Below are 26,156 nucleotides of genomic sequence, written 5' to 3'. Positions count from 1 at the left end.
GCGGCACGATGGCACCAGCTCAGGGAGGGCCGCGAGATGCAGATCAGCGCAACCAATGACGAGCAGACAGTCATTTCCACATTCGAAATGACACCGGGCACCTGCACCGATGTGCTTGAAGCCTTGCAAGATGCCTATGACAAGGTCATCCGCCACCAGCCGGGGTTTCGCGGTGCCGCGATCCATGTCAACGACGCCCAGACCCGCATTTCCACCTATTCGCGCTGGCGCGATCGGGCAGATTTTCAGGCCATGCTGCGCACGCCCGAGATGCGCGAGCGTAACCGCGCCATTGCCGCGCAATGCGCGCGATTCGAGCCGGTGATGTATGAGGTCGCCGCGACCTATATGGCGGAATAAGGCGGCAGGATGCGCGTTTTTCTGGGCCTTGAATTGCCCGCGCATATTCGCAGCCAGCTGGTGTTGCAGCAATTCTTGCTGCCCGTCAAACGCAAGCTGCCGCCCGAGAATTTCCATATAACATTGGTTTTCTTGGGTGAGGCAGAGAATACACAGCTAGAGGCGTTGGATGAAGGGCTGTCGCGGTTGCAAGTGCCAGAGTTTACCTTGCGGCTTGAGGGCTTGGGCCTTTATGGCAAGTCAAAGCCCCATAACCTGCATGCCTGTGTCTCGCCCGCGCCGGAACTGATGGCGCTGCATCAAAAGCTGATGCGGCTGGCGCGTGTCGCGGGCTTCACCCCCGAGGCGCGGCGCTACAGCCCGCATGTCACCCTGTCCTACCTGCGCGCGGGAAGTTTCGATCAGGGCGAACTGGAAGCGGCGGTGGTGCGCGATGCGGCCTTTCGCAGTGAACCCTTTGCCGTGTCCGAGATTGCCCTGTTCCGCTCGCATTTGCGGGCGGATGGCGCGGAATATGATGTGTTGGAGCGCTACCCCCTGTCAGCCTCGGGGCGCGATGTGAAGCTGTAGGTGTGCAGCACCGCGCCGTTATTGCTTAACCAGTCGCGGTGGGTCTGGTAGTCGGGCATCAACCGCGCCACGCAATTCCAGAAGACGCGCGAATGGTCCATATGTTTGAGATGCGCCACTTCATGCGCCGCGACATAGTCCAGCACTAGCGGGGGGGCCATGATCAGCCGCCAAGAGAACATCAACCGCCCCTGCGCCGTGCATGACCCCCAGCGCGAACGCGTGTCGCGCAGCGTGATTGCGCTGAAGGGGCGGCCAAGGGCTGCGGCATATCTTTCAGACGCATCCACCAGCGCCGCGCGCGCGCTGGCTTTCAGATAGGTTTCCACACGCAGGGCTGTGCGTGTGCCGCTCGGGTCTGGCGGAACCAGAAGCTGCCCGCCCTTCACCGCGATCCGCGCACCCGTGCCTTCAGTGATTCGCAAAATCTCGCCCCGCAGCAGGATGTCCGCGCCAATCGCAACGGGGCAGGGTTCCGGCAGGCGGGTCATGGCCGCGCGCAGCCAGCTTTCGCGTTCTTGCAAGAATTCCAGCGCCTCTCTCAGGTGCAGGGTGTTGGGCATTGTCAGCGTCACGCGCCCGTCCAGCCCCGAGACGCGCAAACTTAGCCTGCGCGCCTGGCCGGAGCGGCGCAGCACTACTGAAATTTCGGGCGTTCCGTGCAAGGTAGCAATTCCGTTTTCGACCCGCATGCGCCCTCTCTTCGGGTTTGATACGTCCATATTACCTGTCTTGCGCGGGAAATCGACCCCGCTTGCGGCAAAGCCGCCCTCACAGGCCTTTACAGCATGGGCGAGTTATGGCACGGCACCACACTTGAAGGAAGGCACGCGAACAAAGGAAATGTCGATGTCCAATCCAGAATGGGGCGTTAAGCGGGTCTGCCCTGAAACCGGCAAACGGTTTTATGACCTGAACAAGACACCGATCATCAGCCCGTACACAGGCAAGGTGGTCCCGATAGATAGCACGGATCGTCGTGAAGAACTGACGGCTGCCGCGACAAAGACCAAAGCAGCCCCCGTCAAGGAAGACGATGATCTGCTGGTCGATGACGATGACGCAGTGGAAGTCGATGACGAACTGCTGGAAGATGATGATGAAGATACTGTCGCGCTGGACGATCTGGCCGATGTCGCATCGGATGATGATGATTAAATAACTCAGAGCCGCAGACTAGTGTTTTTTTGGTTGCACTGGTCTGCGCGCTCTCGTAAGAGGCAGCAGCGCAGCGATGAGATGTTGCAACAGTGGGGCCATAGCTCAGTTGGGAGAGCGCTTGAATGGCATTCAAGAGGTCAGCGGTTCGATCCCGCTTGGCTCCACCAAACAAAACAAAGACTTAACAAGAAAAAAGCCCCGCCAGCGCGGGGCTTTTTCTGTTTTGGGCCGCGATGGGGGCAAAATTTTAGCTTGAAGGGGCGCAATCTGGCATAGTGCATGAAAAAGGCCCGCAGAATGCTGCGGGCCTGTGTGTCGATTGATCCGCCTTTAGCGCAGAATCGAGCGTCCGGCGTAGACTGCCGTTTCCCCCAAGGCTTCTTCGATGCGGATCAACTGGTTATATTTTGCCAGCCGGTCAGAGCGCGCCAGAGAGCCGGTTTTGATCTGCCCGCAATTCGTGGCGACTGCCAGATCGGCAATCGTTGCATCCTCAGTCTCGCCCGAGCGGTGCGACATGACGCAGGTCATGCGGGCGCGGTGCGCCATGTCCACTGCGGCCAGCGTTTCGGTCAGCGTGCCAATCTGGTTGACCTTGACCAGCAGCGAGTTGCCGCAGCCCTTGGCAATGCCTTCGGCCAGACGCGCAGGGTTGGTGACGAACAGATCATCGCCCACCAGCTGGATCTTGTCGCCCAGACGGTCGGTCAGCAGTTTCCAGCCGTCCCAGTCATCTTCCGAACAGCCATCTTCAATGCTGATAATCGGGTAATCGGCCACAAGGGCTGCCAGATAATCGACATTCTCCGCCGGTGTCAGCGATTTGCCTTCGCCCACCATCTCGTATTTACCGCCCTTGAAATACTCTGTCGCGGCACAATCCAGCGCAAGATAGATGTCTTCGCCCGGCTTGTAGCCTGCCTTCTCGATGGATCTCAGGATGAAATCCAGCGCGTCGCGGGTGCTGGACAGGTTGGGCGCAAAGCCGCCCTCATCACCAATACCTGTAGACAGGCCCGCGGCAGAGAGTTCTTTCTTCAGCGTGTGGAACACTTCGGCCCCCATGCGTACTGCCTCGCGGATGCTGGTTGCGGCCACGGGCATGATCATGAATTCCTGAATATCAATCGGGTTGTCGGCATGCTCGCCCCCGTTGATGATATTCATCATCGGCACTGGCAATGTGCGCGCCGAGGTACCGCCAACATAGCGAAACAGGTGTTGGCCGGTGTAATCCGCTGCTGCCTTCGCCACCGCCAGAGAGACGCCCAGAATCGCATTCGCGCCGATCCGGCCCTTGTTGGGGGTGCCGTCCAGTTCCAGCATGGTGGCGTCGATGGCCACTTGTTCTGTGGCGTCGAACCCTACCAGCGCTTCGGCCAACTCTCCGTTGACTGCGGCAACCGCATCCAGCACGCCCTTGCCCATATAGCGGGTCTTGTCGCCATCGCGCCGCTCGACCGCTTCATGCGCGCCGGTCGAGGCACCGGACGGAACCGCCGCGCGGCCCAAGGTGCCGTCTTCAAGGATGACATCAACCTCGACCGTCGGGTTGCCCCGGCTGTCCAGAATTTCGCGGCCAATAATATCTATAATCGTGCTCATGCGGTGTCCCTGCTGCCTGAAATGGTGTTGCGCAGTCTATACCCGCTGTTCAGGACAGTTTCTAGGTGACTTTCGTTTCCCGCCACAGGGTGAACAGACCAGCGGCCACAATAATCGCGGCCCCTACAAGGGTCAGCGCGTCTGGCCGCTCTCCAAACACCAGAACTGCCACGATCAGGGCAAACAGCATCCGCGTGTAGCGAAAGGGTGTGACGAAGGACAATTCGCCCACGCGCATGGCGGCCACGATTGCGTAATAGGCCAGAACACCGATTCCCAGTGCCGCGCTGAGTTTCAGCGTTTGGGCGGCATCGGGCAGGACGGGAGGTTGTTGCATAACCACCATCAGGAAAAGCCCCGCAGGCACCAGCATCGCAAAAGCCCAACTGGAAATCTGGTAGCTGGACACAGTGCGCGGCACAACACGGGTGGCAAGGTCGCGGCCCGCCAGACCGATTACCCCGATCACCGCGAAGAGCGAGGCAGGCTCGAACCCGGCCATACCGGGGCGCACGATCAGCAAGACCCCCAGAAACCCCACGACAATGGCCGTCCAGCGCCGCCAGCCAACCTTTTCGCCCAGAAACACCACAGCGCCCAGCGTGACGAACAGGGGTGCTGCCTGCAAAATGGCCGAAGCCGTCGCAAGGCTGGCCAGCACAAAGCCCAGAACAAAGCCTACAGTGCCGATCAATTCTGCAAGGTTGCGCAGCAATATGGCGCGTGTCAGCAGGGCAGGGGACAGCACTTGCTGGCCTTTCCGGTGTGCGATCAGCCCGAACAGGACCGCGCCGCCAAGCCCCAGAAACAGCAGCACCTGCCCCACAGGCAGCGCATCGGCCAGCAGCTTAATAAACATATCCTCCAAGGCGAAACCGGCCATGGCCAGCGCCATCAGGACCGCACCGCGCAGATTGTCGGACATGGGGTGTTCCTTCACAGGTTAAGGACGCGAGAGCTACCCCGAAACCCGAACCTTGGAAAGCAAAAAAGCGTGCCCCGAAGGGCACGCTTCAACCTTGCGCTTATGCGCCAGATCAGTCTTTTTTGGCGGCTCTTTTGACAGGTGCCCAAAGCTGCTTGTTGGTCAGATACAGCAGCACTGCCAGAACCGACAGGAAGATCACGCCGACAAAGCCTGCATGCTTCCGCTCGACCAGTTTGGGCTCTGCGGTCCATGTCAGGAAAGCCGCGACATCTAGGGCCATCTGCTCTTCGGTGGCGGGTGTGCCGTCTTCGTAGAACAGCATGTCATCGAACAGCACGGGGTTCATCGACACCCAGCCGCCATAGGCTTTGTTCTCATAGAACATCGAGCCGGCCTGAAAGTCTTCCTCGCCGGTATAGCCCAGCAGGAAAGATGCGATGTATTCCGGCCCGCCGATACCTTTCATCAACTGGTTGATGCCAAGGCCGTAGGGGCCGCTGAAGCCTGCGCGTGCTTTGGTCATCAGGCTAAGGTCCGGCGCCCCCTCGAACTGTGATTCGGGGAAGTGGTCGGGGCCTGTTGCAGGGCGCCAGTCACGCAGCGTATCGTCCCAGACTTCATACAGGTCCGCGAAGGCACGCATCTGGTCGTCAGGCAGTTCAGGGCCGTTGCGGTCGCTGAGCGTGCGGAAGGCTACATATTGCAGCCCGTGGCACGATGAGCAGACCTCGTGATAGACCTGCAAGCCGCGCTGTAGCTGGTTGCGGTCGTAAGTGCCGGTCAACCCCTGAAAGGAGAAGTCGAAGTTTGTGACTTCGCCTTTCACCTTTTTGGCGTCTGCCATGGTGGCTGGCAGGGCCAGCACCAAGGCGGACAGGGCAGCAACGGCAAGGTTCCTCAGTTTCATGTGTATAATCCTTTCGGTTTGCCGTTACTCAGCAGGGATCGGCTCGGCCGATGGCCCTTTGGGGTCGTTATCCGACTTGGATTTCAGGCTTGCCTTGAAATCTTCCTCGATGGTGGCAGGCTCTGGCAGCGGCTTTTCCAACACACCCAGCAGCGGCAGGATGACAAGGAAATATGCGAACCAATAGGTTGTGCCGATCAGCGAGATGGTGGTGTAGATGCCTTCGGCAGGCATTGCCCCGGCCCATGTTAGCACCACGAAGTTGATGATGAACAACCAGAACCACCACTTGAACATCGGACGATACCGGCCAGAGCGCACCGAGGATGTGTCCACCCAAGGCAGCAGCGCCCAGACAAAGATCGAGCCGAACATCGCCAGCACGCCAAAGAAGGTTGCGTCGATGATGCCAAAGCTCAGCCAGTTCACGGCCATCACGATCCAAACGTCAGATGTGAAGGCGCGCAGGATCGCGTAGAAGGGCAGGAAGTACCATTCGGGCACGATTTCCGGCGGTGTGACCAGCGGGTTTGCCTCGATGTAGTTGTCGGTATGGCCCAGGAAGTTTGGCATGAAGCCCACAAGCGCCCAGAAGATCGCCAGAATCACGACCAGCGCAAACAGGTCTTTGATGACGAAATAGGGCCAGAAGGGCAGCGTATCTTTGGCCGCTTCTTCCTTGGAGGTGCGGCGCACTTCAACACCTGTGGGGTTGTTGTTGCCCGTGGTGTGGAAGGCCCAGATATGCACGATGCTCAGGCCCAGAATGACGAAGGGCAGCAGATAGTGCAGCGAGAAAAAGCGGTTCAGTGCCGCGTTATCCACTGCAGGCCCGCCCAGCAGCCATGTTTGCAACAGATCACCGACGCCGGGAATGGCACCGAACAGACCTGTAATCACAGTTGCACCCCAGAAGGACATCTGGCCCCATGGCAGCACATAGCCCATGAATGCCGTTGCCATCATCGCCAGATAGATCAGGATACCGATGATCCATGTAATCTCACGCGGGGCTTTGTAGCTGCCGTAATACATGCTGCGGAACATGTGCAGATAGACGGCAAAGAAGAACAGCATAGACCCGTTCTGGTGCAGGTAGCGGATCATGTGACCGCCATTCACATTGCGCATGATATGCTCAACGCTGGCAAAGGCATGATCGACATGTGGTGTGTAATGCATTGCCAGAACAATGCCTGTCACAATCTGCAACACCAGACATAGCATCAGGACAATGCCCCAGATCCACATCCAGTTCAGGTTTTTTGGTGTCGGAAGCATGAGCGTGTCATAGATCAAACCGACAATCGGAAGCCGACGATGAATGTATTTTTCAGCGTTCGACTTCGGCTCGTAGTGGTCGTGTGGAATTCCACCCATATTCTGCGTCTCCCTTAGCCGAGCTGAATGGTGGTTTCATCAACGAATGATGCCACCGGAATATGCATGTTCTCTGGCGCGGGGCCGCGGCGGATGCGGCCTGCCGTATCGTAATGCGACCCGTGGCACGGGCAGAACCAGCCGCCGAAATCGCCCGCAGCGTTGCCCAGTGGCACGCAGCCCAGATGGGTGCAAACGCCGGTCATGACCAGCCATTCGCCGTCGTCATCCATTGTGCGGTTTTCGTCCGATGCGTCGGTCCCGGGTTTGTTGGGGTTGCGCGACTGGCGGTCGATGCCCAGATCATCCAGCGCAACAGCGCGACCATCTGCGATTTCTTCAGCAGTACGGCGACGGATGAAGACCGGCTTGCCAAGGAAATTGACTGTCACCTGACCACCAGGTTCCAGCCCGCCAACATCGACGAAAATCGATGAAAGCGCCTGAACATCTGCCGAAGGGTTCATCTGGTTGACAAGTGGCCACACGGCCGCGCCAACTGTGACCACGCCTGCACCGGCTGTGGCGTAATAGATGAAATCCCTGCGGGTGCTGTCGTTGTCATCAGCGTGGGACACGAGCATTCTCCCTTTTCAATGGGTTCGGGGCTGTAAATTACGATATGGCCACGGGAATGCCGCAGCCTCTCAGTGCCGGTATTTAGCGGGGAAACCCCATCCCGTCTAGCCGCGAAAGCGGGTTAAGGTGTCGCAGTTGTGCGGATTCACGGCTTTTGTTCCATGTCAAAAGCCGTGATTCTGGCAGCGTTAGCGCAAAACTTTGCTAGGCGGGGGGCGGCTGCGTGGCGCGCATGCTGTCGCGCGCGGCAAAACGGGCGTCCCATTGCGCCAGCGCAGGCCGTGTCGCACGCCAGCCGCGCGCAGTGTGGCGCAGGTCCAGATAGCCAAGCGCGCAGCCAAGGGCGATCTGCCCGATGCATAATGGCCCCGCAAGATAGGCCATCCAGCGCGCCTCGATCACATCCAGTGCGCGGTCGATCTTGTCCCACTGCCCTTCAACAAAGGGCGCAAAACGTATCTCTTCGGGGCGCAAGCGGGCCTCATAGACCATCAGCAGCGCGGCATCGAGAATGCCATCGGCGGTCGCCTCCAGCGTCAGCGCATCCCAGCGCCGCGCACCGTCCGGATACAGCCCCGCATTGGCGCGCGCATCCAGATATTGGCAGATCACACGGCTGTCATATAGCGCCGCGCCATCCACGCGCGTCAGTGTCGGCACTTTGCCAAGGGGGTTCGCCTCGATCGGGGCACTGCCTGCATCCAGCGGGGTGCCAGAGCCTGTGACGATTTCCAGTTTCTCGACCAGTTTCGCCTCATGCGCCAGCACCATGACCTTGCGCACATAGGGGGAACTGTGGCTGAAATACAGCGTCAGCCCGCTCATACGCGGCGCATCCGCAGGCGGCCAAGGGCGGTTGCGTCAATCTCTATGCCCGGCCCGTTCACGCCCAGCCGGATGACACGGCGAAAGCGCGCGGCCCCATTCAGTTGGTCGCGGTCGCGCGGGCGATGCGTTGTCAGCCCTTCTTCAATTTCGTCCAACGCATCTTCGGTGCGCTGGTTTATGCCACCGGGCTGGATCTGGCGCAGGATCGCGTAGCCGGCAAATGCAACTGCGCCGTATTTCGCAGCCGCCACCGCGAGAGGGGCTAGGGGAAGTGCCATAAGCGTATTCCTTCGTTACTTGCGCGACAGCCTAGCAAAACCCGCGCGATTGTCCATTCACGCTTTGCGCAGCTGGCAGAGTTTATTCCCCAAGCGGCTGGTTGGGGGCAAGGGCGGTTTGCGTGTCGGCAGTGATGCGGGGCAGGGGCCAGACAAGCGTGATCCTTGCGCCGGTCAGCTTGCGCCCCTCTGGCAGGCCCATGTCAGCCCCGTCGCTATTGTCGAAATCCAGCCGCGCTCCGCTGCGTTCCAGCAGGGTTTTGGCAATGAACAGGCCCAGCCCCATCCCTTCATAGGCAGGGCGGCGGCGCGGGCGGGCGGGGTCGCGGCGGTGCTTGATGAACGGCTCGCCAATATTGCCCAGAATCTGCGGTGAAAACCCCCGCCCGTCATCCAATATGCGGATTGTCAGGCGCTGGTCGGTCCATTCGGCCTGTACCCACACCTCTTCTTTAGCAAAATCGACGGCGTTCTGAATCAGGTTGCGCAGCCCGTGAATAATCTCTGGTCTGCGCTGTATCACGGGCTGCTCTGCCGCGCCGTTGCGGGCGGGGTTCAGCACGAAATGCACCTGCTTGCCACGGTCCAGATGCGGCTCTGCGGCCTCTTGCAACACGGCCTCTAGCGGGGCGCGGCGCAGGTGGGTGTCATCCTTGCCCGCCCGCCCCATAGAGCGCAGAATATCGCGGCAGCGGTCTGCCTGTTCAACAAGGATTTGCGCATCCTCGGCAAGGTCGGGCCGGTCGCGCAGCGCTGTGACCAGTTCCGCGCTGATCAGCTTGATCGTGGCCAGCGGCGTGCCCAGTTCATGCGCGGTTGCGGCCACAACCCCGCCCAGATCGGTCAGTTTCTGTTCGCGTGACAGGGCCATCTGCACGGCCAGCAGCGCATCTGCCATCGAGTTCGCCTCGGCCGCGACACGATGGGCATAGAATGCCTGAAACACGATCCCGATGATGATTGCCGCCCAGAACCCGAAGGCAAAGATGGGCGGCACGACATGAACCGTGCCATCCTGAAACCGCAGGGGCTGATAGGCCAGCGCAATCAGCGTGACCAGCGCCACCGCGATCACCGCCAGCAGCAGTGTCGAGCGTGGCTTCAGCGCCATTGCCGAAACAGACACAGGCGCCAGTATCAGCAGGCTGAACGGGTTGGTAATGCCCCCTGTCAGATAGAGCAGGCAGACAAGCTGCGCGATATCGAACAAAAATGTCAGCATCGCTTCGGTATCACTAAGCCGCTTGGTTTGGGGAAACAGCAGCAGCGACAGGAACACCGACAGCGCCGCCGCCCCCATGACCAGCCACACCAGCGTGACATTGAACCGCAACCCGAAATGGTAATGTGCCGCAATCAGGGCCGCTGCCTGCCCTGTCAGGGCCAGCACGCGCACATAGGTCATGGTGCGCAGCCGCACCCAGTCGCCCCGATGTTCCTGAGAGATTTCGCCAAATGTGGGGTTGGTCATGCAAGCTCCGGTTGCGGGGTGCGGCAGGACGCGATGTCACAGTTCTGCTATACGGGATTGTTAGGGCGCAAGCCTTGCTGCATCAAGGGCGCAATCCCGCGAAAAGAGGTTCATCATGATTCGATTGTATTCGATGCTGGCAGTTGGTCTGATAGCAGCGCTTTTGGGCGGGCTGGGGTATATGGTCTATACAGGGCAGGGCCAGACGGAATTCGCGCAATGTCGTGGCACTGCGATTTCTGGCGGGGCGGGGGCCATTGGTGGCCCGTTTGAACTGGTGGACCACACCGGCCGCGTGGTGACCGAGGCTGAATTTGCAGGTAAACCCACGCTGATCTATTTCGGCTACACTTTCTGCCCCGATGTCTGTCCGCTTGACACCGCGCGCAATGCGCAGGCCGTCGATTTGCTGGCGGCGCAGGGGTTTGATGTGACGCCAGTGTTCATCTCGGTCGATCACAAGCGCGACACGCAAGAGGCGCTGGCCGAATTTGTCCGCTTCATGCACCCCCAGATGATCGGGCTGACAGGCAGCGAGGCGCAGATCCGCGAAGCCGCGCAGGCTTACCGCGTATATTTCGCAATTCACGAGTCTGATGATGATTTTTACCTGATCGACCATTCCACCTTCAGCTATTTTCTGCTGCCCGGTCATGGGTTCGTCGATGTCATCCGCCGCGACCAGACCCCTGAACAGGTGGCCGATGTTCTGGCCTGCTACATGAACAATGCCTGAAGTTTTGTTGAAATTGACCTTTGGTACTTACCGCTCTACCTAACCCCTAACGAAAGTGAGAGCGCATATGGATACACAACCCGCCTTGGACCTTGGCCCCGACCCGTCGCTTTTGCTGGTCGATGATGATGAGGTATTTCTCAAGCGCCTTGCCCGCGCCATGCAAAGCCGTGGTTTCTCGGTCGAGACAGCAGGCAGCGTAGTGGCCGGCAAAGCCATCGCCCGCGCCCGCCCGCCTGCCTATGCCGTGATCGATCTGCGGCTGGAAGATGGCAATGGGCTGGACGTGGTCGAGACATTGCGCGCCGCGCGGGCGGATGCGCGGATCGTGGTTCTGACGGGGTACGGCGCAATTGCCACGGCGGTTGCAGCCGTCAAGATTGGCGCGACAGATTATCTGTCAAAGCCAGCAGATGCGAATGAGGTTGTACGCGCGTTGCTGGTACAAGGCGAAGATGCCTTGCCCCTGCCACCCGAAAACCCGATGTCCGCAGACCGTGTGCGCTGGGAACATATCCAGCGCGTGTACGAGCAATGCGACCGCAACGTGTCCGAGACAGCGCGCCGCCTGAGCATGCACCGCCGGACATTGCAGCGCATTCTGGCCAAACGCTCGCCGCGCTGATGTGTCTTGGCTAAGGGATGGGTGCGGTTGCCATCGGTTGTCGGAGTGATGGTTTGAGGGGCCGCAGTGTGGGGCTGTTCAGCCATTTGCGCGGAACAAAGGGCCGCAGGCCCGCCGCGCATAGCCGGGCCGTACCCCGGCACGGCGATTTGGCTTGGCTACGCGCAAAGCCTTGATCTTGCGCGGATTTTGCCAGCATAAAGTGCTGTAGCAGAGGGCGAGGATCGCCGCACCACGGCCCGACGCTGCGCGGCTTGCGTCACCTCTCCAATATCCCCCAAGCCCCTCTAAACCATCATCTGCACCTTTCGCCAGAAGGTGCTATACAAAGGCCTGATCCGCCGCTTCCCTCAAGGACGGTTTGTCCGGCGGCGCATATAAACGGGCTTCGCAAGGGAGAGATGATGCGTGCGATTCTGATACTGCTTGTCTCTGCAACAACTCTTGCGGCCTGCGCGTCGCCACAAGACCGCTGTATGCGTCAGGCGCAGGCTGAATTGCATGCGCTGGACGCTCAGATATTGGACGCAGAACAAGCACTTGCGCGCGGCTACCGTGTGACCGCCGCATCAGAGGCGCGCACAACCCTGCATATCTGCGCATGGCCGAAAGAGCCGGTTTTGTTCTGCACCCGCCACACGCCTGCGACCAGCGCGGCACGCGTGGCGGTGGACAGGGACGTTGAGCAGGACAATCTGGACAGTTTACGCCGCTCTCGTGCCGCAGTGGCTGCGCAAAGCATTGCGCGTGTCGCACAATGCAGCGGGGCCTGAGCCGGTCAATGCGCCGGAACGGATACAGGGTCCAGCAAGGTGCGCCCGCCATCAATGGTCATGATCTGGCCTGTCATGAAAGCCGCCGCATCTGATGCCAGAAATTGCACGGCCTCGGCGGCTTCTGACGCCGCGCCAATACGACCCATCGGGGTTTGGCGCAGGATCAACTCGCGGTAATTGTCATGGCTGTGCATCTGTTCTTTCAGATTGGCGCTCATCACACTGCCAAGGGCCACACCATTGATGCGGATGCGGTGCTGCGCAAAGGCCACGGCCATGGACCGCGTCATCTGGTCCAGCGCGGCAGAGGCGATGGAATAGGCCATCAACTCTGGCTGTGTGCGCCGCGCGGCGATAGATGACATGTTGATGATGGACCCTATGGCATTCTTGCGTGCGTCCGCGCCTTCGGCCTGTGTGATCATGCGCTTGGCCACAAGCTGGCTAAGCTTCAGGCTGGCGATCAGGTTCTGCTCTAGCGCTTCTTGCACGGTGTCGCTCTGGTCGTCCAGCGGGTCCGAAGCCGTGCATTGGCGTGTCGCATTCACCAAGATATCGATGTGGTCATAGGCATCTATGGTTGCTGATAGAAGATTCGCCAATGTCAGGCGTTCGCGCAGGTCGCCTGCAAAGAAAATAGCGTGATCCTCGGCGCCCGACATGGTGGCAACTTCCGCTTTCAGCCGCACCTCGTCCCGGTCGGCCAGCACAACATTCGCGCCCTGATCGACAAAATGACGTGCGATTGCCAGACCGACGCCATTGGCGGCCCCTGTTACAATCGCGGTCTTGCCTGCAATGGAATAGCTCATGGTTTTGTCCTTATCGCCGTGCCCGCGCCACAGAGGCCGGTTTCTTGCGCGGGCCTTGCGCCTGCCAGACACGAAATGTGCCGGTTTCGGCGATGACTTCATGGGTGTTGAACAGGCTGGTCAAGGCCGCTTCATAGGGCAGGTGGCGATTCGCCACCATCCACAACTTGCCGCGCACGCCCAACATGCGCGCGGCCGTCGCAATAAAGGCCAGCCCAAGTTCGGGTTGCGGCTTGCGGCCAGTGTGGAAGGGCGGGTTCATGATGACCCCGTCCACAGGGCCGGGCAGGGCAAAACTGCCTGCGTCATGCCAGTGGAATTGCGCGCGCGGGTCGGTGATGTTCTGGCGCGCCAGTTCCAGCGCGCTGGCCTCTGCCTCGACCAGATGCAGGGCTTCGACCCCGCTGCGTGCCAGACAGGCGGCAGACAGATAGCCCCAGCCCGCCCCCAGATCGGCCATGCGCGCGGGCAGGGTTTCGGGCAGATGCTGCGCCAGAAGCGCTGATCCGGGGTCAATCCCATCGGCGGAGAATACCCCCGGCAAGGTCTGGAATTTCCCAAACTTTGCATCGGAAATAATATGGGGCCGCGCCTGCCAATCGCTGAAATCCGCGTCTTTCGTTGCAAACCAGAACAGTTTGCCATGGGCTTTGGACACAGTTCCCGCAACCTCTGCCCGCGCGCGGACGGCTTTGAGGGCGGATTCGATTCCATCGGTCTTTTGCCCGTCCACCATAATCCACTCTGCCCCCAGTTGCGCCGCCTGCGCAATCAGCGCCAGCCCTTCGGCCTTGGCGCGCGGCAGGCAGACCAGCGCGAGGGGTGCGGGCGCAGCCGTGGTGCTGACATCCCAGCCGGCCTGCAACAGCGCGTCATGGTCAGGCCGGAACCCCTGCGCCAGTTTCAGGCGCTGCGGGTCCAGCGGGTCAAACCGCTCTCCTGCGCGGGGGCGGAGGACGGAAATTATGCCTTCGGGCAGCAAAAGACCCTCATCGAAGGCCAGTGTCAAACGGGCTTCGCGTGGGGCGGGATCACTTAGGATGGGGGAAATCGGTGCCATGATGGCGCGCCGCGCCTTACTCTTTTTCCAGCGTGCATTGCAGCGGGTGTTGGTGTCGCCGCGCAAAATCCATGACCTGCGCAACCTTGGTTTCCGCGACCTCATAAGAGAAGACGCCGACAACTGCCACCCCTTTCTTGTGCACGGTCAGCATGATGTCAAAGGCCATGGCATGGGTCATTCCAAAGAACCGTTCCAGCACATGCACCACGAATTCCATCGGCGTGTAATCGTCATTCAGCAACATGACCTTGTACATGGGCGGGCGCTGGCTGCGGGTGCGTGTTTTGGTGACGACAGCGCCATCATCCTGTGGCCCGTCCGGGTCACGGTCGGTCATCTGTGGGGCGCGGTTCATATAGGTCATCGACTCTTTCAAAGGCTGGTTTGCAGGTCCAAAAGGCAATATAGCGTATCACATCGTCCTGAAAACCCCCTCTTGCAAGGCCAAAGCCAATGACCCGCATCACAACGATCGGATTCGATGCCGATGACACGCTTTGGCATAACGAGCGGTTCTTTCGCATGACGCAGGAACATTTTGCAGCACTTCTGGCCGATTACACCGACAAGGACACGCTCATGACGCGTCTGCTTGCGGCAGAAAGGCGCAATCTGGGGCAATATGGCTTCGGGATTAAGGGGTTTGTGCTGTCGATGATCGAAACCGCAATCGAGGTCACACAAGAGCGTGTGCCTGCCCGCGTCATTGCCGAATTGCTGGCGGCGGGGCAAGAAATGCTGCGCCACCCCATCGAATTGCTGCCCCATGCACAAGACGCCATCGCAGCGCTGGCCCCCTCGCACAAGCTGGTATTGATCACCAAGGGCGATCTGCTGGATCAGGAACGCAAGCTGGCGCAATCGGGGCTGGGCGAGTTGTTTGATGCGGTCGAGATCGTGTCGAACAAGACAGCGCCTGTCTATGCCAGCATTTTCGCGCGCCATGGCGACGGGCCAGAGGCCGCTTTGATGGTTGGAAATTCCATGCGTTCGGATGTGATTCCTCCCATAATTGCAGGCGGTTGGGGGGTTCATGTGCCTCATGGAATCGAATGGGCAATAGAATGGGCGGAAACACCGGGCGATCATCCGCGCTATCGTAGCATCGCGCATCTGGGCGAGTTGACCGAGCTGGTGGGCTGGATCGACGGCAGCTAAGCGGCATGCCGGATATGGTAGAATACCCCGCTATTGCCTACCAAATACGCCAGAATTTGGATTAAGATAACTTAAAAGCACATTGAAAATTCATGCTTTTCCTGTAGCGTTCATCGTGCTACGATCTGTCCGAGCAGTAAGCCCGAATAAAAACCAAACGCGGGCGAAAATCGAGGCACAGAATGCAGACGCACCCCATGCGATCGTTTCGCCATGCCATGGCGGCGGTGTTCTTTATGGCCGCAATGCTTGCTGCGGGTTTTTCCCACGCAGCGCCCTATGCTGCCATGGTGATGGATGCGCGCAACGGCGAGGTTATTTTCGCACGCAACCATGACACAAAATTGCATCCCGCGTCTCTGACCAAGATGATGACCCTCTATGTCACATTCGAGGCGATCAAGCATGGCGAGATCACATTAGATACCCAGTTTACCGTCAGCCGGGGGGCGACACAGACAACCTGCGTGTGCCTTGGCCTGCGGCCCGGCCAGAAAATTTCGGTGCGCTACCTGATACGGGCGGCGGCGCTGCGCTCTGCCAATGACGCCGCCGTGGTGTTGGCCGAAGGGGTTTCCGGCTCGGTCGAGGCATTTGCAGAACGCATGACCCGCACTGCGCGCGCCATGGGGATGGAAAACACCACATTTCGCAACCCGCATGGCCTGACGCAACCGGGCCATTTATCGACCGCGCGCGACATGACCATTCTGGGGCGTCAACTGTATTTCGATTATCCGCAATATTACAATATTTTCTCGCGCCGCAGCGACTTTGCCGGTGTGGGCAATGTGCCCAACACCAACCGCCGTTTTCTGGACGCCTATTCGGGCGCAGATGGCATCAAGACCGGCTATACCCGTGCTGCTGGCTTCAACCTAACCGCATCGGCCAAGCGGGGCGGCAAGCACATCATCTCGACCATGTTCGGCGGCAGTTCCACGGCGGCGCGTAATGCGCATGTGGCTGAATTGATGGATATCGGTTTCAGCCGTGCGGCCACGCGTGTTGCCTCGGTCGCGCCCAGAACACCTGCCTATCAGGGGCGCGGGGCGGTGGCTGTGGCGCAGGCGCCCACACGCAATGGCGACGATGACCCAAGTGCTGCGGCCAAGACGATCCGGTTGCAAACCGCTGTGCGCACCAGCCCGCGGCCAGCACCACGCGCGGTTCAGGCACCCGATGATGCGATTTTGCTGGCAGTGCGCGAAAGCGTGGATGCTGTCGTTTCGGACATTGCAGGCATTGCCGAGGCTGTCGCGGCAGAGGTGGGCGAGACCGAGGTTGCCGCCCTTGCGCCGGAAGCCTTGATCGTGACCCCTCCTCCAAGGCCCGAGCGCGCGGAATCGGAAACACCGGCAGATGTGTCACTTGATGCGGCCATTGCGGCAGGCTTCACCATCGCCGACCCAGATGATGTGGCAGAGCTGGACAGCTTCGATGGCCCCACACATGACGAAAGCAGCGCTGTTGCAGCAGACAGCACCGCGCCCGCTATGGACATGCTCCTTGCCGAAGTCGTTGATACAGAAGCGGCAGAGATAGACACCAATGAGGGCGACACCACCCCAGTGCAAAGTGCACAGGCCCCCGTTGAGATGGCGGAATTCACAGACGAGTCCGATGTCACATGGATCGGCGCCTCCGAATCGATGCTGGCCGAAGCCGTGGCGGATGATGCGTTGATTCTAAGTGCCGAGGAGCAGGTTCAACTGGCGTCGCTGGATCAGGGCGCTGGCCGCCCGGATACATCCGGCATTATCCTGACCAGCACCCCACGGACCCAATCCCATGATGCCAGCCCCCAAGCCCTTGCGGCGGCGGTCGAGGCGCATCTGGACGCGGCAACATCCGGCGGCCCCGAAATCGTAACCCGCTTGTCCACATCGGATGGCGGACGGCTTTGGGGGGTTTCCTTGGGCCAGTTCAATTCACGCAGCGCAGCCGAGCGTGGCCTGATCACTGTCAAGATGGCAGAGGCGGCGGCTTTGGGCAATGGTGTCAGCCGGATTCGCCAGACCAGTGGCCGGTTCGAGGCCAGTGTTGCGGGCCTGACCCAGTCCGAGGCGGAACGCGCTTGCCTGCGCCTGTCCGCGCGCAGTATGGATTGCTCTATCGCACATCCCTGACGGCCCCATAGCCAGCGGCCATATCTTCGCGGTATACTGCCCCTATGCTTGCATTTTGCCGCGATTGTCTGACTTGTTTTCCTGAAGGGCGGCGTTGTCCGTCCTGCCATTCGCCGCGTGTTGTGGCGGATGCGGAACTGTTCGATCTGTCGATCGCGCATATGGATTGCGACGCCTTCTATGCCAGTGTCGAGAAACGCGACAATCCTGATTTGCGCGACAAACCTGTTATCGTTGGGGGCGGGCAGCGCGGGGTTGTGACCACGGCCTGCTATATCGCGCGCATTCATGGCGTGCGCTCTGCCATGCCGATGTTCAAGGCGCTGAAACTGTGCCCTGAGGCGGTTATCGTAAAGCCGCGGTTTGACGCCTATAGCGCAGCCTCGCGCGAGATCCGCGCGATGATGGAAGACCTGACGCCGGCCATCGAGCCCCTGTCGCTGGATGAGGCGTTCATGGACCTGACAGGCACCGCGCGCCTGCATGGCGCACCGCCTGCCGTGATGCTGGCAAAACTGCTGGGGCGCATGGAGAAGGAGTTGCGCCTGTCGGGCTCGGTGGGGCTGTCGCATAACAAGTTTCTGGCCAAGATCGCCTCGGATCTGGACAAGCCGCGCGGGTTTTCGGTGATCTCGAAAGCTGCCACCGAAGGGTTCCTGCGCGGCAAGCCTGTCAGTATTATCTGGGGGGTAGGGGCGGCCATGCGCGGGCAGTTGGAGCGCGTGGGAATCGCCACGATTGACGATCTCAAACGCTGGGACCAAGCAGATCTTGTCGCGCGATTCGGCGCGATGGGATCGCGGCTTTGGCATCTGGCGCGCGGGCAGGACACGCGGCGCGTGGCCCCTGACAGAGAGGTGAAATCCATCTCGAAAGAGACGACCTTCACTACTGACCTGCATGATGAAGCAGCACTTGACGGCCATCTGTGGCGGCTGGCCGATCAAGTCTCTGCGCGGGCCAAGGCCAAGGGGCTGGCGGGGCGCGTGGTCACGCTGAAACTCAAACGCGCCGATCATCGCATCCTGACCCGCAGGCTTAGCCTGCATGACCCGACAGCGCTGGCGGATGTGATCTACCGCAGCGCGCGCCCGCTGCTGGCGCAGGCCATGGCGGCGGCCCCGTTCCGGCTGATAGGGGTTGGCATTTCGGACCTGACCGAGGATCAGGGCGCGGGCTTTCGCGCCGACCTGCTGGACCCCGATGCCGCCCGCCGCGCCGAGGCTGAACGCGCGATGGACCGTTTGCGCGCCCGCTTCGGCCCCCAGAGTGTAGTCAAGGGGCGCAGCCTGCGCTGAAACACCCAAGCCATGAAAAAAGGCCCCGCAGATGCGGGGCCTTTCTTTGTCTTACTGAGAGGATCAGCTGTTGCTGAACTCTGGATAGGCTTCCATCCCCATGTCGGACTTGTCCAGACCTGTAACCTGGTCTTCGTCGCTGACGCGGATGCCCATCACGGCTTTCAGGATCAGCCAGACCACCAGCGAGGCCGAGAACATGAAGATACCGATTGCGGCCATGCCCATGAACTGCGTGACAAAACTTGCGTCGCTATTGGTCAGCGGCACAGCCATCGTGCCCCATAGACCTGCGAACAGGTGCACAGGGATCGCACCCACCACATCGTCAATCTTCAGCTTGTCCAGCAGCGGAATGGTCAGAACAACAATCACACCACCGACAGCACCGATCAGCGTTGCAGCGCCCAGCGAGGGGGTCAGCGGCTCTGCTGTGATCGACACCAGACCAGCCAGCGCGCCGTTCAGCACCATGGTAAGGTCAGGCTTTTTGTATAGGACAGTTGACAGGATCAATGCTGCAATAGCGCCACCGGCAGCCGCCGTGTTGGTGTTGGCGAAAATGCGGCTAACGTCTGCGACATCTGAAATCGTGCCCATGGCCAGCTGAGAGCCGCCATTGAAGCCGAACCAGCCCAGCCACAGAATGAACATGCCCAATGTTGCCAGTGGCAGGTTCGAGCCGGGCATAACTGTGACGCGACCATCCTTGCCGTATTTGCCATAGCGCGCCCCCAGCACGATCACACCTGCCAGCGCGGCCCAGCCGCCTGCGGCATGCACGATGGAAGAGCCTGCAAAGTCAGAGAAACCCATCTCGTCAAGGAAGCCTCCGCCCCAGCTCCAGCTGGCCTGGATCGGGTAGATGATGCCTGTCAGGATGACCACGAACACCAGAAAGGGCCACAGCTTGATGCGTTCTGCAACAGCACCCGACACGATCGAGGCGACAGCCGCACAGAACATCAGCTGAAAGATGAAATCCGACCCGACCGACGCGTATTCGATGTCCCCGACATCTTCCAGCGCAACGCCCACAGGCTCTAGCACAGTTGGGGCAATGCCACCCAGCCAGCCTTCTAGCACCCAATCACCGGGGTACATCAGGTTGAAGCCAACAAGGAAATAGGCAATCGTTGCCAGCGAGAACAGCGCCACGTTCTTGGTGGCCTGCATGGTTGCGTTCTTCGAGCGTACGAGGCCCGTTTCCAGCATACAGAAACCGGCAGCCATGAAGAACACCAGAAAGCCGCCGACAAGGAACAGCAGCGAGTTCATGATGAACACCATCTCGGTATTCAACGCGGCGACTGCCTCCATCGCTTCAACCACGCCCTCTGCCTCCTGTGCCAGCGCAAGGCTTGGCAGCAGAATCGCTGAGGCCGCGAGTGGGAGAGTTTTTTTCAGTTGCATCAGCATTTGTCCTTTTTGAATTTGTCCCGCCATCATGTCAGAGCGCGTCATCGCCGGTTTCCCCCGTGCGCACCCGCGTTGCGGCTGCAAGGTCCAGCACAAAAATTTTGCCATCCCCGATCTTGTCGGTGCGCGCTGTCTTTTGCAGTGTTTCGACCACCTGCTCTGCCATGGCATCGGACACGCCGATTTCCAGCTTCAGCTTGGGTACGAAATTTACCGCGTATTCTGCGCCGCGATAGATTTCGGTATGGCCCGATTGCGCGCCAAACCCTTTGATTTCGGTAACCATCATCCCGCGCACGCCGATCGATGTCAGCGCTTCACGGACCTCTTCCAGCTTGAACGGTTTAATTGCCGCTATGATGTATTTCACAGGTCATCCCCTTTCTTCGAGAGCGAGAGTCCATTGGACCGCACGGTCTTAATCAGCGGTCTGGACCGCCAGAGTTCCATTATTTTGCCGCGTTGCGGCGGGGTTCTGGCGCGAAAACGGAAAAAATGTGCACAATTTTGTGGCAGTGACTAAAAATTAAGCATTTTGGGAATATCCAAGATGCGCAGCCCCGTACAACTTACCGCGATTGAGGTAGCAATTTCGCAGCGAGAGTGGCAAACACAGCCACAATAGTGATCGAGATTTTGAGCAAGCACGCAGGCAGATGTAAGGGTTCGGGGTATGGCCAGTTCTGGTGGAAACAAAGGTAAATTGACTGCCGACCGGCGCGCCCCGCGGAGCGCAAAACCTGCGAAGCCGCGGGCCAGCGCGCGGTCGGGCCAGACATCCGCGCGCAAGGCCGCACCCGCCAAGCGCAAATCACGCAACATTGTTGTGCGGTTTATTTCCGCCACTGTTGCGCTGGTGTGGCGGATCATTTGGGGCGTGACATGGCGCTTTGGCGCGACAGTGGCGATGCTGCTATTTCTGGCATCTGCCTATTATTACATGATCATGCCGCCCTTGGGCGACCTGCTGGATGCGCGCGCGCGCGGCTCTGTCACCATGACGGACACCAATGGCAATGTCTTTGCGTGGCGGGGCGAAACCTTCGGGGGAATCATTACCGCAGATACCGTGTCACCCCATCTGAAAAACGCCATCATCGCCACTGAAGACCGGCGATTCTACAGCCATCTTGGCGTATCGCCGCGCGGGATAGCAGGGGCGATCCGGACAAACCTGCAATCGGGGCGCAGCGGGTTTTCCGGCGCGGGCGGGTCCACCATCACGCAGCAGGTGGCCAAGCTGCTCTGCCTTGGGGTGCCGTTCGACCCTGATGCATGGAGTTCCGAAGCCGCCTATGAAGCCGATTGCCGCCGTGGCACCATCTGGCGCAAGATCAAGGAATTGCCCTTCGCCTTCGCGCTGGAGGCAAAGTTTTCCAAAGATGAGATCCTGACGATCTATATGAACCGTGCCTTCCTTGGCGCGGGCGCGCGCGGGTTCGAGGCTGCGGCGCAGCGCTATTTCGGGCGCTCTGCCAACGAGGTTGGCCCGGCTGAAGGGGCCATGCTGGCAGGGTTGCTGGTTGCGCCATCGCTGTATGCGCCCACTCGCAACCTTGCCCGCGCACAGGCGCGCGCGAATGTCGTTATCGGCCTGATGCAGGAACAAGGCTATCTGACGGACTACGAATTCGCAGAGGCGCGCTCTTACCCCGCGACGCTTTCCAGCAGCGCCGAGGCGCAGCGCGGAATCAGTTTTGCCGACTGGCTGATGCAATCCGGCCCTGCCTATCTGACCCGCGACACCACCGAAGATGTGATGATGCGCACCACCTTTGACCCCCGCATCCAGACTGCCGCAGAAGAGGCCGTGGCCCATGTCTTTGACACCCGCGTGCGCGACGGGTCCGAGGCGGAAGTGGCCGTGGTTGTCATGTCCGCTGACGGGGCGGTGCGTGGCATGGTTGGCGGGCGCGCGGCCAGTGTTGGCGGGTTCAACCGCGCCACGCAGGCTATGCGCCAGACAGGGTCTGCGTTCAAACCGTTCCTGTTTGCTGCCGCGCTGGAAAACGGGTTCGAGCCGTTTGACATTGTCGAAGATGCGCCGCTGACGATCAACACACCCGGCTCCGGGGCATGGTCGCCGCGCAATTATGACAACGAGTTTCGGGGCTTCGTCACCCTGACCGAAGCTTTGGCGCGGTCGCTGAACACGCCTGCCGTGCGGATATCCGAGGCGATGGGCCGCGAGCGTGTGCGCGAAGTGGCAAACCAGTTCGGATTGCACAGTGATCTTGCCGAAGGCCCCGCGCTGGCGCTGGGGGCGTCTGAATCCAACCTTCTGGAAATGACCGCCGCCTATGCGGGCATTCTGAACGGTGGCAGCGCCGTGCGCCCCTACGGGATCGAGCAGCTTCGCCTGTTGCAAGAAGCTGCGCCTTTGTTCGAGGCCCGTAGCGGTATTGGCGATCGGGTCATCTCGGAACGGTCGGCGCAGGTGCTGACATGGATGATGACGCAGGTGATCGCCGATGGTACGGGCGGGCGCGCGCGCCTTGACGGCAGGCAGGCCGCTGCCAAGACAGGCACGACACAGGCCGCACGCGATGCATGGTTCATTGGCTTTACCGCAGATTATGTCACCGGCGTCTGGATGGGATATGACGACAATTCTCCGTTGCAAGGCGTGACAGGGGGCGGCTTGCCTGCCGATATCTGGCGCGAAACGATGGTGCGGGTGCATCAAGGCCTGCCATCGCGCCCCCTGCCGATGATCGAGCCGCAGCGCCCTGTTCTGGAGGCACCTCAATCCTCGCCATCCCAAAGTTCTCAGCCCTCTTCGGCCCAAAGCAGCGGCACTTCGCTGGAAGACACGATCAGAGGGGTTTTGGGATCAATCTTCGGGGGCAATTAAGTGCAGCGCCCACCTGTCGCAATTCAGGTAGGGCGCGCCACACCTTAACCGTTCAGTAGCGCCGCAAGGCGTATGCGCATCCCGTCAACAGTATTCACATAACCTGTCATCGCAGGTTCTGACGCAGGCAGCGCTGTGATGATTTCAGAGGCCATCAGATATGGGGCAATCAGGATGGCGGCCAGCACCAATGGCACGGCCAGCCCGCCCCAAAAACTGCGTCTGCGCTCGTTCGCGGTGGCAGGCAGGTCGAATTCGGTGGTGCTGCGCCCTGCGCGACTTTGGCTGATGGGTTCCAGTGACGCGCTGATATCTTCGATATCGGGGAATGCGGCCTGTGTGTTGGCCTTTGGTGTCGCGTCTGGCGCGTCTTTCGGGGGGGCGGGCGCGGTATGCTTTGCGCCGCTGGGCCAAGGGGCAGCACCCGACAGCCCCAGATCGGGCTGCGTTTCCAGCGCCTCTGCCTCTCGGGCGCGCTGGCGGGATTCAAACTCTGCTTCCTCGCGCAGGATTTCCAGAACCTTGTCATCAACCTTGCGTGGTGTTGGCGCTGCCTCTGCAAGGGGCGCATCCGCTGTGGGTTTGGGCATATGTCCCTGCGCGGGCGCCGCTGCCGCAACTGCTGGTGTCTTTTCCTGAAACCACACATGCCCGCAGGCCGAGCATTGTACTTCGCGCCCAGAATCGGGCAATAACGCGGCGTCAATCTCGTATTGGGCGTTACATTCGGTGCAAACTAAACGCATGATCTTCCCTTGAGCAAAACCGCGACGCGGGGCATTGGCGTGGCATTCCTTATGATGTAGCAAGCGTCAAGGCGTTCTCCAAGTTTATTAGCAGGTATTGTGATGGGAACACGCAAAATGGTCTATCTGCGTGGCAGTTATACATTGGACCGCGTGCGCTGTCGCGCGGCATCGGGGCGCGCATGATTGCTTTCGAGGATGTATCGCATGATTACGGCGGCGGGCCGCTGTTTCGGGATGTCACGCTGCGGCTGGAGCAGGGCAGTTTTCATTTCCTGACCGGCCCTTCCGGGGCAGGCAAAAGCACCATTCTGAAACTGTGTTATGGCGAATTGCAGCCAAGTTCCGGCAAGGTCAGCGTCATGGGGCGCGCCTTGGCCGAGATGACCCGCGACCAGCTGGCCGAAACGCGCCAGCGCATTGGCGTGGTGCATCAGGACTGCCAGTTTCTGGACCATTTGAGTGTCGCGCAGAATGTGGGCCTGCCCCTGACCACCACAGGCCGCGACCTGACCGAGACCGATTTGTCAGACCTTCTGGGGTGGGTCGGGCTGGGCGGGCATGCTAACGCCTTTCCGCCCACCTTGTCGGGCGGCGAGCGTCAGCGCGCCGCACTTGCGCGCGCGGTGATCGTGGCCCCGACCTTGCTGCTGGCGGATGAACCCACAGGCAATCTGGATTGGGACATGTCGCAACGCCTGCTGATGCTGATGGTGGAACTGAACCGCATGGGCACTGCCATTGTGATTGCCACGCATGACCTGAACCTGATCCGCTTTGCGAAAGCGCATGTGAATGCGCGTGTGCTGCGGTTCTCGGGGCGCAAGCTGCAAATCGCGGGGGCGGAATTGTGAGCGCGCGCGACATCTCTGATCTGGTGGTCCCGCGGTCTGGCCAAAGCATCTGGCTGATTACCCTCAGTGCTGCCGCAATGGGGTTTCTGGCGGTGTTCGCACTGGCACTGTCGGTGACATCTGCAAATCTTGCGCGCGGCTGGTCTGCCTCGCTGGCGCAAACGGCCACAGTGCGGATTTCCGCCGCGGCGGGCGAGCTGGATGCACAAACCGCCATCGTTCTGGATGTGCTGCGCACAACCCCCGGCATCGCCGAGGCCCGTGTCATGGTGGCCGAAGATCAGGCGGCGTTGCTGGAAGCATGGCTTGGCCCTGACCTGCCGCTGGATGCCCTGCCGCTGCCCCGCCTGATAGAATTGTACGAGACAGAGGAAGGGCCAGACCGCCAGGGCCTGCGCCTGCGCCTAAGCGCCGAGGCCCCGGGCGCGGTCTATGACGACCACACCCGCTGGCGCAGGCCCTTGGCGCAGGCGGCGGCGCGCATGCGCGGTTTCGCGGTCTTCTCGCTGGTGCTGATTGGTGCCGTGACAGCCGCAATCATCGCGCTGGCGGCAAGTGCAAGTCTGGCCTCCAACGGGCAGGTCATCAAGGTGTTGCGGCTGGTGGGGGCCAAGGACCGCTTCATCGCGCGCGCTTTCGTGCGCCGGATCACGCGCAGGGCAGCACTTGGGGCCAGCACAGGCACGCTTGTGGCCTGTGCCGCGCTTCTGAGCATGCCCGAACTGGAAGGGACCGCGCATCTGCTGGCCGGCATCGGCTTTCAGGGGGCGGGCTGGCTGTTGCCACTTGTCATTCCCGCCTTGGTGGTGGCACTTTCGTGGATGGCCAGCATGGCCACGGCTTTTCACGTTCTCAGAGGGGTGACCTGATGCGTCATGCAGTGCAATGGGTGCGGTCTGTCACCTTTATCGGGCAGATGTATCTGGCGATGCTGGTTCTGGCGGTTGTGTTCCTGCCCTATGCGCTTGTGCGGCGCGAGGGGGCATTGATGGCGATGCATGTCTATTGCCGCTATGTGCGCTGGTCGGCGGCGGTCATCGCGGGGCTGCACTCGGAAATTCGCGGAGAGGTGCCGCAAGGGGGCGTACTGATCGCGGCCAAGCATCAGTCGTTTCTGGATATCATCATGATCTTTGGCGCACTTCCACGCCCGCGATTCATTATGAAAAAGCAACTGGTCTATGCGCCCATTCTGGGCTGGTATGCGCTGCGTGTGGGCTGTGTGCCGGTCGATCGCGGCAAGCGCGGGCAGGCCATCAAGCAGATGACCGCGCGGGTCAAGGCAGGCACCGAGGCCGTGGGCCAGCTGATTATCTACCCCCAAGGCACCCGCGTCGCCCCCGGCGTCAAGATGCCCTACAAGATTGGCACTGCGGTGCTCTATCAGGAACTTGCGCAAGATTGCGTGCCTGTGGCCACCAATGTTGGCATGTTCTGGCCGCGCCACAGCCTGTTTCGCAAGCCCGGTCTGGCCGTGGTCGAATTCCTGCCGCCCATTCCGGCGGGCATGCCGCCCCGCGACTTTCTTGCCGAACTGGAGGCAGTTGTCGAGGCGACGTCAGACAAGCTGGCCGATGAAGCGCGCGAACAGCTACGCCCGCACGCATAGATGTGATATG

The 26,156-nt window shown here is 60.5% G+C and carries 28 protein-coding genes and 1 tRNA gene; 14 read left to right on the top strand and 15 right to left on the bottom strand.

The window, feature by feature from the left end; translation table 11 throughout:
• Window positions 1–36: 36 nt before the first annotated feature.
• Window positions 37–360: an antibiotic biosynthesis monooxygenase family protein gene (locus BG455_RS02760; RefSeq protein WP_071468435.1), complete on the top strand. Its 324-nt coding sequence runs from the start codon at window positions 37–39 to the stop codon at window positions 358–360.
• A 9-nt stretch (window positions 361–369) separates the two neighbouring features.
• Complete coding sequence (thpR, locus tag BG455_RS02755) at window positions 370–930, top strand: RNA 2',3'-cyclic phosphodiesterase (protein WP_071468434.1); 561 nt, start codon at window positions 370–372, stop codon at window positions 928–930.
• On the opposite strand, the gene BG455_RS02750 is transcribed toward thpR, so the two are convergent.
• On the bottom strand, window positions 891–1,622 hold the full coding sequence (locus tag BG455_RS02750; RefSeq protein WP_071468433.1) for a M48 family metallopeptidase: 732 nt from the start codon (window positions 1,620–1,622) through the stop codon (window positions 891–893). The genes thpR and BG455_RS02750 overlap by 40 nt on opposite strands.
• A 157-nt stretch (window positions 1,623–1,779) precedes the next feature.
• Here BG455_RS02750 and BG455_RS02745 point away from each other — a divergent pair, with 157 nt between their 5' ends.
• Together BG455_RS02745 and BG455_RS02740 are read left to right on the top strand one after the other, a co-directional pair.
• Window positions 1,780–2,088, top strand: coding sequence for a TIGR02300 family protein (locus tag BG455_RS02745; protein WP_071468432.1), 309 nt, complete (start codon window positions 1,780–1,782; stop codon window positions 2,086–2,088).
• A gap of 94 nt (window positions 2,089–2,182) precedes the next feature.
• Window positions 2,183–2,258, top strand: a tRNA-Ala gene (locus tag BG455_RS02740).
• A 163-nt stretch (window positions 2,259–2,421) separates the two neighbouring features.
• Here BG455_RS02740 and eno read toward each other — a convergent pair.
• From eno to regB, 8 genes are all read right to left on the bottom strand, one after another.
• The gene (eno, locus tag BG455_RS02735; protein WP_071468431.1) at window positions 2,422–3,696 is read right to left on the bottom strand and encodes a phosphopyruvate hydratase; all 1,275 of its coding nucleotides are present in this window, start codon (window positions 3,694–3,696) and stop codon (window positions 2,422–2,424) included.
• Between the two features lie 61 nt (window positions 3,697–3,757).
• The gene (locus BG455_RS02730) at window positions 3,758–4,621 is read right to left on the bottom strand and encodes a DMT family transporter (RefSeq protein WP_071468430.1); all 864 of its coding nucleotides are present in this window, start codon (window positions 4,619–4,621) and stop codon (window positions 3,758–3,760) included.
• Window positions 4,622–4,733: 112 nt separating this feature from the next.
• The gene (locus BG455_RS02725; protein WP_071468429.1) at window positions 4,734–5,531 is read right to left on the bottom strand and encodes a cytochrome c1; all 798 of its coding nucleotides are present in this window, start codon (window positions 5,529–5,531) and stop codon (window positions 4,734–4,736) included.
• Between the two features lie 24 nt (window positions 5,532–5,555).
• Complete coding sequence (locus tag BG455_RS02720; protein WP_071468428.1) at window positions 5,556–6,911, bottom strand: cytochrome b; 1,356 nt, start codon at window positions 6,909–6,911, stop codon at window positions 5,556–5,558.
• Window positions 6,912–6,925: 14 nt separating this feature from the next.
• Window positions 6,926–7,489, bottom strand: coding sequence for a ubiquinol-cytochrome c reductase iron-sulfur subunit (petA, locus tag BG455_RS02715; protein ID WP_071468484.1), 564 nt, complete (start codon window positions 7,487–7,489; stop codon window positions 6,926–6,928).
• 205 nt (window positions 7,490–7,694) lie between these two features.
• Window positions 7,695–8,306 (bottom strand): glutathione S-transferase, encoded by a 612-nt coding sequence (locus tag BG455_RS02710; protein WP_111361295.1) that lies wholly within the window; start codon window positions 8,304–8,306, stop codon window positions 7,695–7,697.
• Between the two features lie 5 nt (window positions 8,307–8,311).
• Window positions 8,312–8,596 carry a hypothetical protein gene (locus tag BG455_RS02705; RefSeq protein WP_071468426.1) on the bottom strand — a complete coding sequence of 95 codons (285 nt, stop codon included), beginning with the start codon at window positions 8,594–8,596 and terminating at the stop codon, window positions 8,312–8,314.
• An 82-nt stretch (window positions 8,597–8,678) separates the two neighbouring features.
• Window positions 8,679–10,067, bottom strand: coding sequence for a sensor histidine kinase RegB (gene regB, locus BG455_RS02700; RefSeq protein ID WP_071468425.1), 1,389 nt, complete (start codon window positions 10,065–10,067; stop codon window positions 8,679–8,681).
• Between the two features lie 115 nt (window positions 10,068–10,182).
• Between regB and BG455_RS02695 the strand changes: the two genes are divergently transcribed.
• The 3 genes from BG455_RS02695 to BG455_RS02685 all read left to right on the top strand — a co-directional run bounded on the left by BG455_RS02695 (window position 10,183) and on the right by BG455_RS02685 (window position 12,201).
• Window positions 10,183–10,803 carry an SCO family protein gene (locus BG455_RS02695; RefSeq protein ID WP_071468424.1) on the top strand — a complete coding sequence of 207 codons (621 nt, stop codon included), beginning with the start codon at window positions 10,183–10,185 and terminating at the stop codon, window positions 10,801–10,803.
• 67 nt (window positions 10,804–10,870) lie between these two features.
• Window positions 10,871–11,428, top strand: a complete 558-nt coding sequence (locus BG455_RS02690; protein ID WP_071468423.1) for an ActR/PrrA/RegA family redox response regulator transcription factor — start codon at window positions 10,871–10,873, stop codon at window positions 11,426–11,428.
• 404 nt (window positions 11,429–11,832) lie between these two features.
• The gene (locus BG455_RS02685) at window positions 11,833–12,201 is read left to right on the top strand and encodes a hypothetical protein (protein ID WP_143079867.1); all 369 of its coding nucleotides are present in this window, start codon (window positions 11,833–11,835) and stop codon (window positions 12,199–12,201) included.
• Window positions 12,202–12,206: 5 nt separating this feature from the next.
• Here BG455_RS02685 and BG455_RS02680 read toward each other — a convergent pair whose 3' ends face one another.
• The 3 genes from BG455_RS02680 to clpS are packed head-to-tail and all read right to left on the bottom strand — an operon-like array spanning window position 12,207 to window position 14,434.
• Window positions 12,207–13,016 (bottom strand): SDR family NAD(P)-dependent oxidoreductase, encoded by an 810-nt coding sequence (locus BG455_RS02680; RefSeq protein WP_071468421.1) that lies wholly within the window; start codon window positions 13,014–13,016, stop codon window positions 12,207–12,209.
• Between the two features lie 10 nt (window positions 13,017–13,026).
• Window positions 13,027–14,076: a class I SAM-dependent methyltransferase gene (locus tag BG455_RS02675; RefSeq protein WP_071468420.1), complete on the bottom strand. Its 1,050-nt coding sequence runs from the start codon at window positions 14,074–14,076 to the stop codon at window positions 13,027–13,029.
• A gap of 16 nt (window positions 14,077–14,092) precedes the next feature.
• The gene (clpS, locus tag BG455_RS02670) at window positions 14,093–14,434 is read right to left on the bottom strand and encodes an ATP-dependent Clp protease adapter ClpS (protein WP_084386106.1); all 342 of its coding nucleotides are present in this window, start codon (window positions 14,432–14,434) and stop codon (window positions 14,093–14,095) included.
• Between the two features lie 98 nt (window positions 14,435–14,532).
• On the opposite strand from clpS, the gene BG455_RS02665 reads away from it, so the two are divergent.
• The 3 genes from BG455_RS02665 (at window position 14,533) to BG455_RS02655 (ending at window position 18,664) form a co-directional block, all read left to right on the top strand.
• Window positions 14,533–15,237 carry an HAD family hydrolase gene (locus BG455_RS02665; RefSeq protein ID WP_071468419.1) on the top strand — a complete coding sequence of 235 codons (705 nt, stop codon included), beginning with the start codon at window positions 14,533–14,535 and terminating at the stop codon, window positions 15,235–15,237.
• Window positions 15,238–15,434: 197 nt separating this feature from the next.
• Window positions 15,435–17,366 (top strand): D-alanyl-D-alanine carboxypeptidase family protein, encoded by a 1,932-nt coding sequence (locus tag BG455_RS02660; RefSeq protein ID WP_425438710.1) that lies wholly within the window; start codon window positions 15,435–15,437, stop codon window positions 17,364–17,366.
• 44 nt (window positions 17,367–17,410) lie between these two features.
• The gene (locus BG455_RS02655; RefSeq protein WP_071468417.1) at window positions 17,411–18,664 is read left to right on the top strand and encodes a DNA polymerase IV; all 1,254 of its coding nucleotides are present in this window, start codon (window positions 17,411–17,413) and stop codon (window positions 18,662–18,664) included.
• Window positions 18,665–18,727: 63 nt separating this feature from the next.
• Here the strand turns inward: BG455_RS02655 and BG455_RS02650 are convergent, their stop codons facing one another.
• Both BG455_RS02650 and BG455_RS02645 read right to left on the bottom strand, forming a co-directional pair.
• Entirely contained in the window at window positions 18,728–20,077 is a 1,350-nt protein-coding gene (locus BG455_RS02650) for an ammonium transporter (RefSeq protein WP_071468482.1), read from the bottom strand.
• A gap of 37 nt (window positions 20,078–20,114) precedes the next feature.
• The gene (locus BG455_RS02645) at window positions 20,115–20,453 is read right to left on the bottom strand and encodes a P-II family nitrogen regulator (RefSeq protein ID WP_071468416.1); all 339 of its coding nucleotides are present in this window, start codon (window positions 20,451–20,453) and stop codon (window positions 20,115–20,117) included.
• A gap of 303 nt (window positions 20,454–20,756) precedes the next feature.
• Here BG455_RS02645 and BG455_RS02640 point away from each other — a divergent pair, with 303 nt between their 5' ends.
• On the top strand, window positions 20,757–22,937 hold the full coding sequence (locus BG455_RS02640; protein WP_071468415.1) for a transglycosylase domain-containing protein: 2,181 nt from the start codon (window positions 20,757–20,759) through the stop codon (window positions 22,935–22,937).
• 44 nt (window positions 22,938–22,981) lie between these two features.
• Here BG455_RS02640 and BG455_RS02635 read toward each other — a convergent pair whose 3' ends face one another.
• Complete coding sequence (locus tag BG455_RS02635; protein ID WP_071468414.1) at window positions 22,982–23,683, bottom strand: zinc-ribbon domain-containing protein; 702 nt, start codon at window positions 23,681–23,683, stop codon at window positions 22,982–22,984.
• Between the two features lie 182 nt (window positions 23,684–23,865).
• Between BG455_RS02635 and BG455_RS02630 the strand changes: the two genes are divergently transcribed.
• Genes BG455_RS02630 through BG455_RS02620 form a run of 3 tightly spaced genes read left to right on the top strand, consistent with a single transcriptional unit; the run spans window position 23,866 to window position 26,146 of the window.
• Complete coding sequence (locus BG455_RS02630; RefSeq protein ID WP_071468413.1) at window positions 23,866–24,537, top strand: cell division ATP-binding protein FtsE; 672 nt, start codon at window positions 23,866–23,868, stop codon at window positions 24,535–24,537.
• On the top strand, window positions 24,534–25,406 hold the full coding sequence (locus tag BG455_RS02625; protein ID WP_245735450.1) for a cell division protein FtsX: 873 nt from the start codon (window positions 24,534–24,536) through the stop codon (window positions 25,404–25,406). The genes BG455_RS02630 and BG455_RS02625 overlap by 4 nt, the downstream gene beginning before the upstream one ends.
• Window positions 25,406–26,146: a lysophospholipid acyltransferase family protein gene (locus BG455_RS02620; protein WP_071468411.1), complete on the top strand. Its 741-nt coding sequence runs from the start codon at window positions 25,406–25,408 to the stop codon at window positions 26,144–26,146. Before BG455_RS02625 ends, BG455_RS02620 begins: the two co-directional genes overlap by 1 nt.
• The last annotated feature ends 10 nt before the right edge of the window (window positions 26,147–26,156 follow it).

Source organism: Roseinatronobacter thiooxidans (assembly GCF_001870675.1).
Lineage (GTDB): Bacteria > Pseudomonadota > Alphaproteobacteria > Rhodobacterales > Rhodobacteraceae > Roseinatronobacter > Roseinatronobacter thiooxidans.
Note: the sequence above shows the minus strand (reverse complement) of the source record. Positions and strands in the feature narration are given on the sequence as shown.

What these genes read in the sequence shown, in the direction of transcription:
- BG455_RS02660 (WP_425438710.1), top strand. Translation starts at nt 15,435, where the DNA reads ATGCGATCGTTTCGCCATGCCATGGCGGCGGTGTTCTTTATGGCCGCA.
- BG455_RS02675 (WP_071468420.1), bottom strand. Translation starts at nt 14,076, where the DNA reads ATGGCACCGATTTCCCCCATCCTAAGTGATCCCGCCCCACGCGAAGCC.
- BG455_RS02750 (WP_071468433.1), bottom strand. Translation starts at nt 1,622, where the DNA reads ATGCGGGTCGAAAACGGAATTGCTACCTTGCACGGAACGCCCGAAATT.
- regB (WP_071468425.1), bottom strand. Translation starts at nt 10,067, where the DNA reads ATGACCAACCCCACATTTGGCGAAATCTCTCAGGAACATCGGGGCGAC.
- thpR (WP_071468434.1), top strand. Translation starts at nt 370, where the DNA reads ATGCGCGTTTTTCTGGGCCTTGAATTGCCCGCGCATATTCGCAGCCAG.
- BG455_RS02705 (WP_071468426.1), bottom strand. Translation starts at nt 8,596, where the DNA reads ATGGCACTTCCCCTAGCCCCTCTCGCGGTGGCGGCTGCGAAATACGGC.
- BG455_RS02635 (WP_071468414.1), bottom strand. Translation starts at nt 23,683, where the DNA reads ATGCGTTTAGTTTGCACCGAATGTAACGCCCAATACGAGATTGACGCC.
- BG455_RS02620 (WP_071468411.1), top strand. Translation starts at nt 25,406, where the DNA reads ATGCGTCATGCAGTGCAATGGGTGCGGTCTGTCACCTTTATCGGGCAG.
- BG455_RS02760 (WP_071468435.1), top strand. Translation starts at nt 37, where the DNA reads ATGCAGATCAGCGCAACCAATGACGAGCAGACAGTCATTTCCACATTC.
- BG455_RS02720 (WP_071468428.1), bottom strand. Translation starts at nt 6,911, where the DNA reads ATGGGTGGAATTCCACACGACCACTACGAGCCGAAGTCGAACGCTGAA.
- BG455_RS02685 (WP_143079867.1), top strand. Translation starts at nt 11,833, where the DNA reads ATGCGTGCGATTCTGATACTGCTTGTCTCTGCAACAACTCTTGCGGCC.
- BG455_RS02655 (WP_071468417.1), top strand. Translation starts at nt 17,411, where the DNA reads ATGCTTGCATTTTGCCGCGATTGTCTGACTTGTTTTCCTGAAGGGCGG.
- BG455_RS02640 (WP_071468415.1), top strand. Translation starts at nt 20,757, where the DNA reads ATGGCCAGTTCTGGTGGAAACAAAGGTAAATTGACTGCCGACCGGCGC.
- BG455_RS02650 (WP_071468482.1), bottom strand. Translation starts at nt 20,077, where the DNA reads ATGCAACTGAAAAAAACTCTCCCACTCGCGGCCTCAGCGATTCTGCTG.
- BG455_RS02725 (WP_071468429.1), bottom strand. Translation starts at nt 5,531, where the DNA reads ATGAAACTGAGGAACCTTGCCGTTGCTGCCCTGTCCGCCTTGGTGCTG.
- BG455_RS02730 (WP_071468430.1), bottom strand. Translation starts at nt 4,621, where the DNA reads ATGTCCGACAATCTGCGCGGTGCGGTCCTGATGGCGCTGGCCATGGCC.
- BG455_RS02695 (WP_071468424.1), top strand. Translation starts at nt 10,183, where the DNA reads ATGATTCGATTGTATTCGATGCTGGCAGTTGGTCTGATAGCAGCGCTT.
- eno (WP_071468431.1), bottom strand. Translation starts at nt 3,696, where the DNA reads ATGAGCACGATTATAGATATTATTGGCCGCGAAATTCTGGACAGCCGG.
- BG455_RS02690 (WP_071468423.1), top strand. Translation starts at nt 10,871, where the DNA reads ATGGATACACAACCCGCCTTGGACCTTGGCCCCGACCCGTCGCTTTTG.
- BG455_RS02630 (WP_071468413.1), top strand. Translation starts at nt 23,866, where the DNA reads ATGATTGCTTTCGAGGATGTATCGCATGATTACGGCGGCGGGCCGCTG.
- clpS (WP_084386106.1), bottom strand. Translation starts at nt 14,434, where the DNA reads ATGAACCGCGCCCCACAGATGACCGACCGTGACCCGGACGGGCCACAG.
- BG455_RS02665 (WP_071468419.1), top strand. Translation starts at nt 14,533, where the DNA reads ATGACCCGCATCACAACGATCGGATTCGATGCCGATGACACGCTTTGG.
- BG455_RS02680 (WP_071468421.1), bottom strand. Translation starts at nt 13,016, where the DNA reads ATGAGCTATTCCATTGCAGGCAAGACCGCGATTGTAACAGGGGCCGCC.
- BG455_RS02745 (WP_071468432.1), top strand. Translation starts at nt 1,780, where the DNA reads ATGTCCAATCCAGAATGGGGCGTTAAGCGGGTCTGCCCTGAAACCGGC.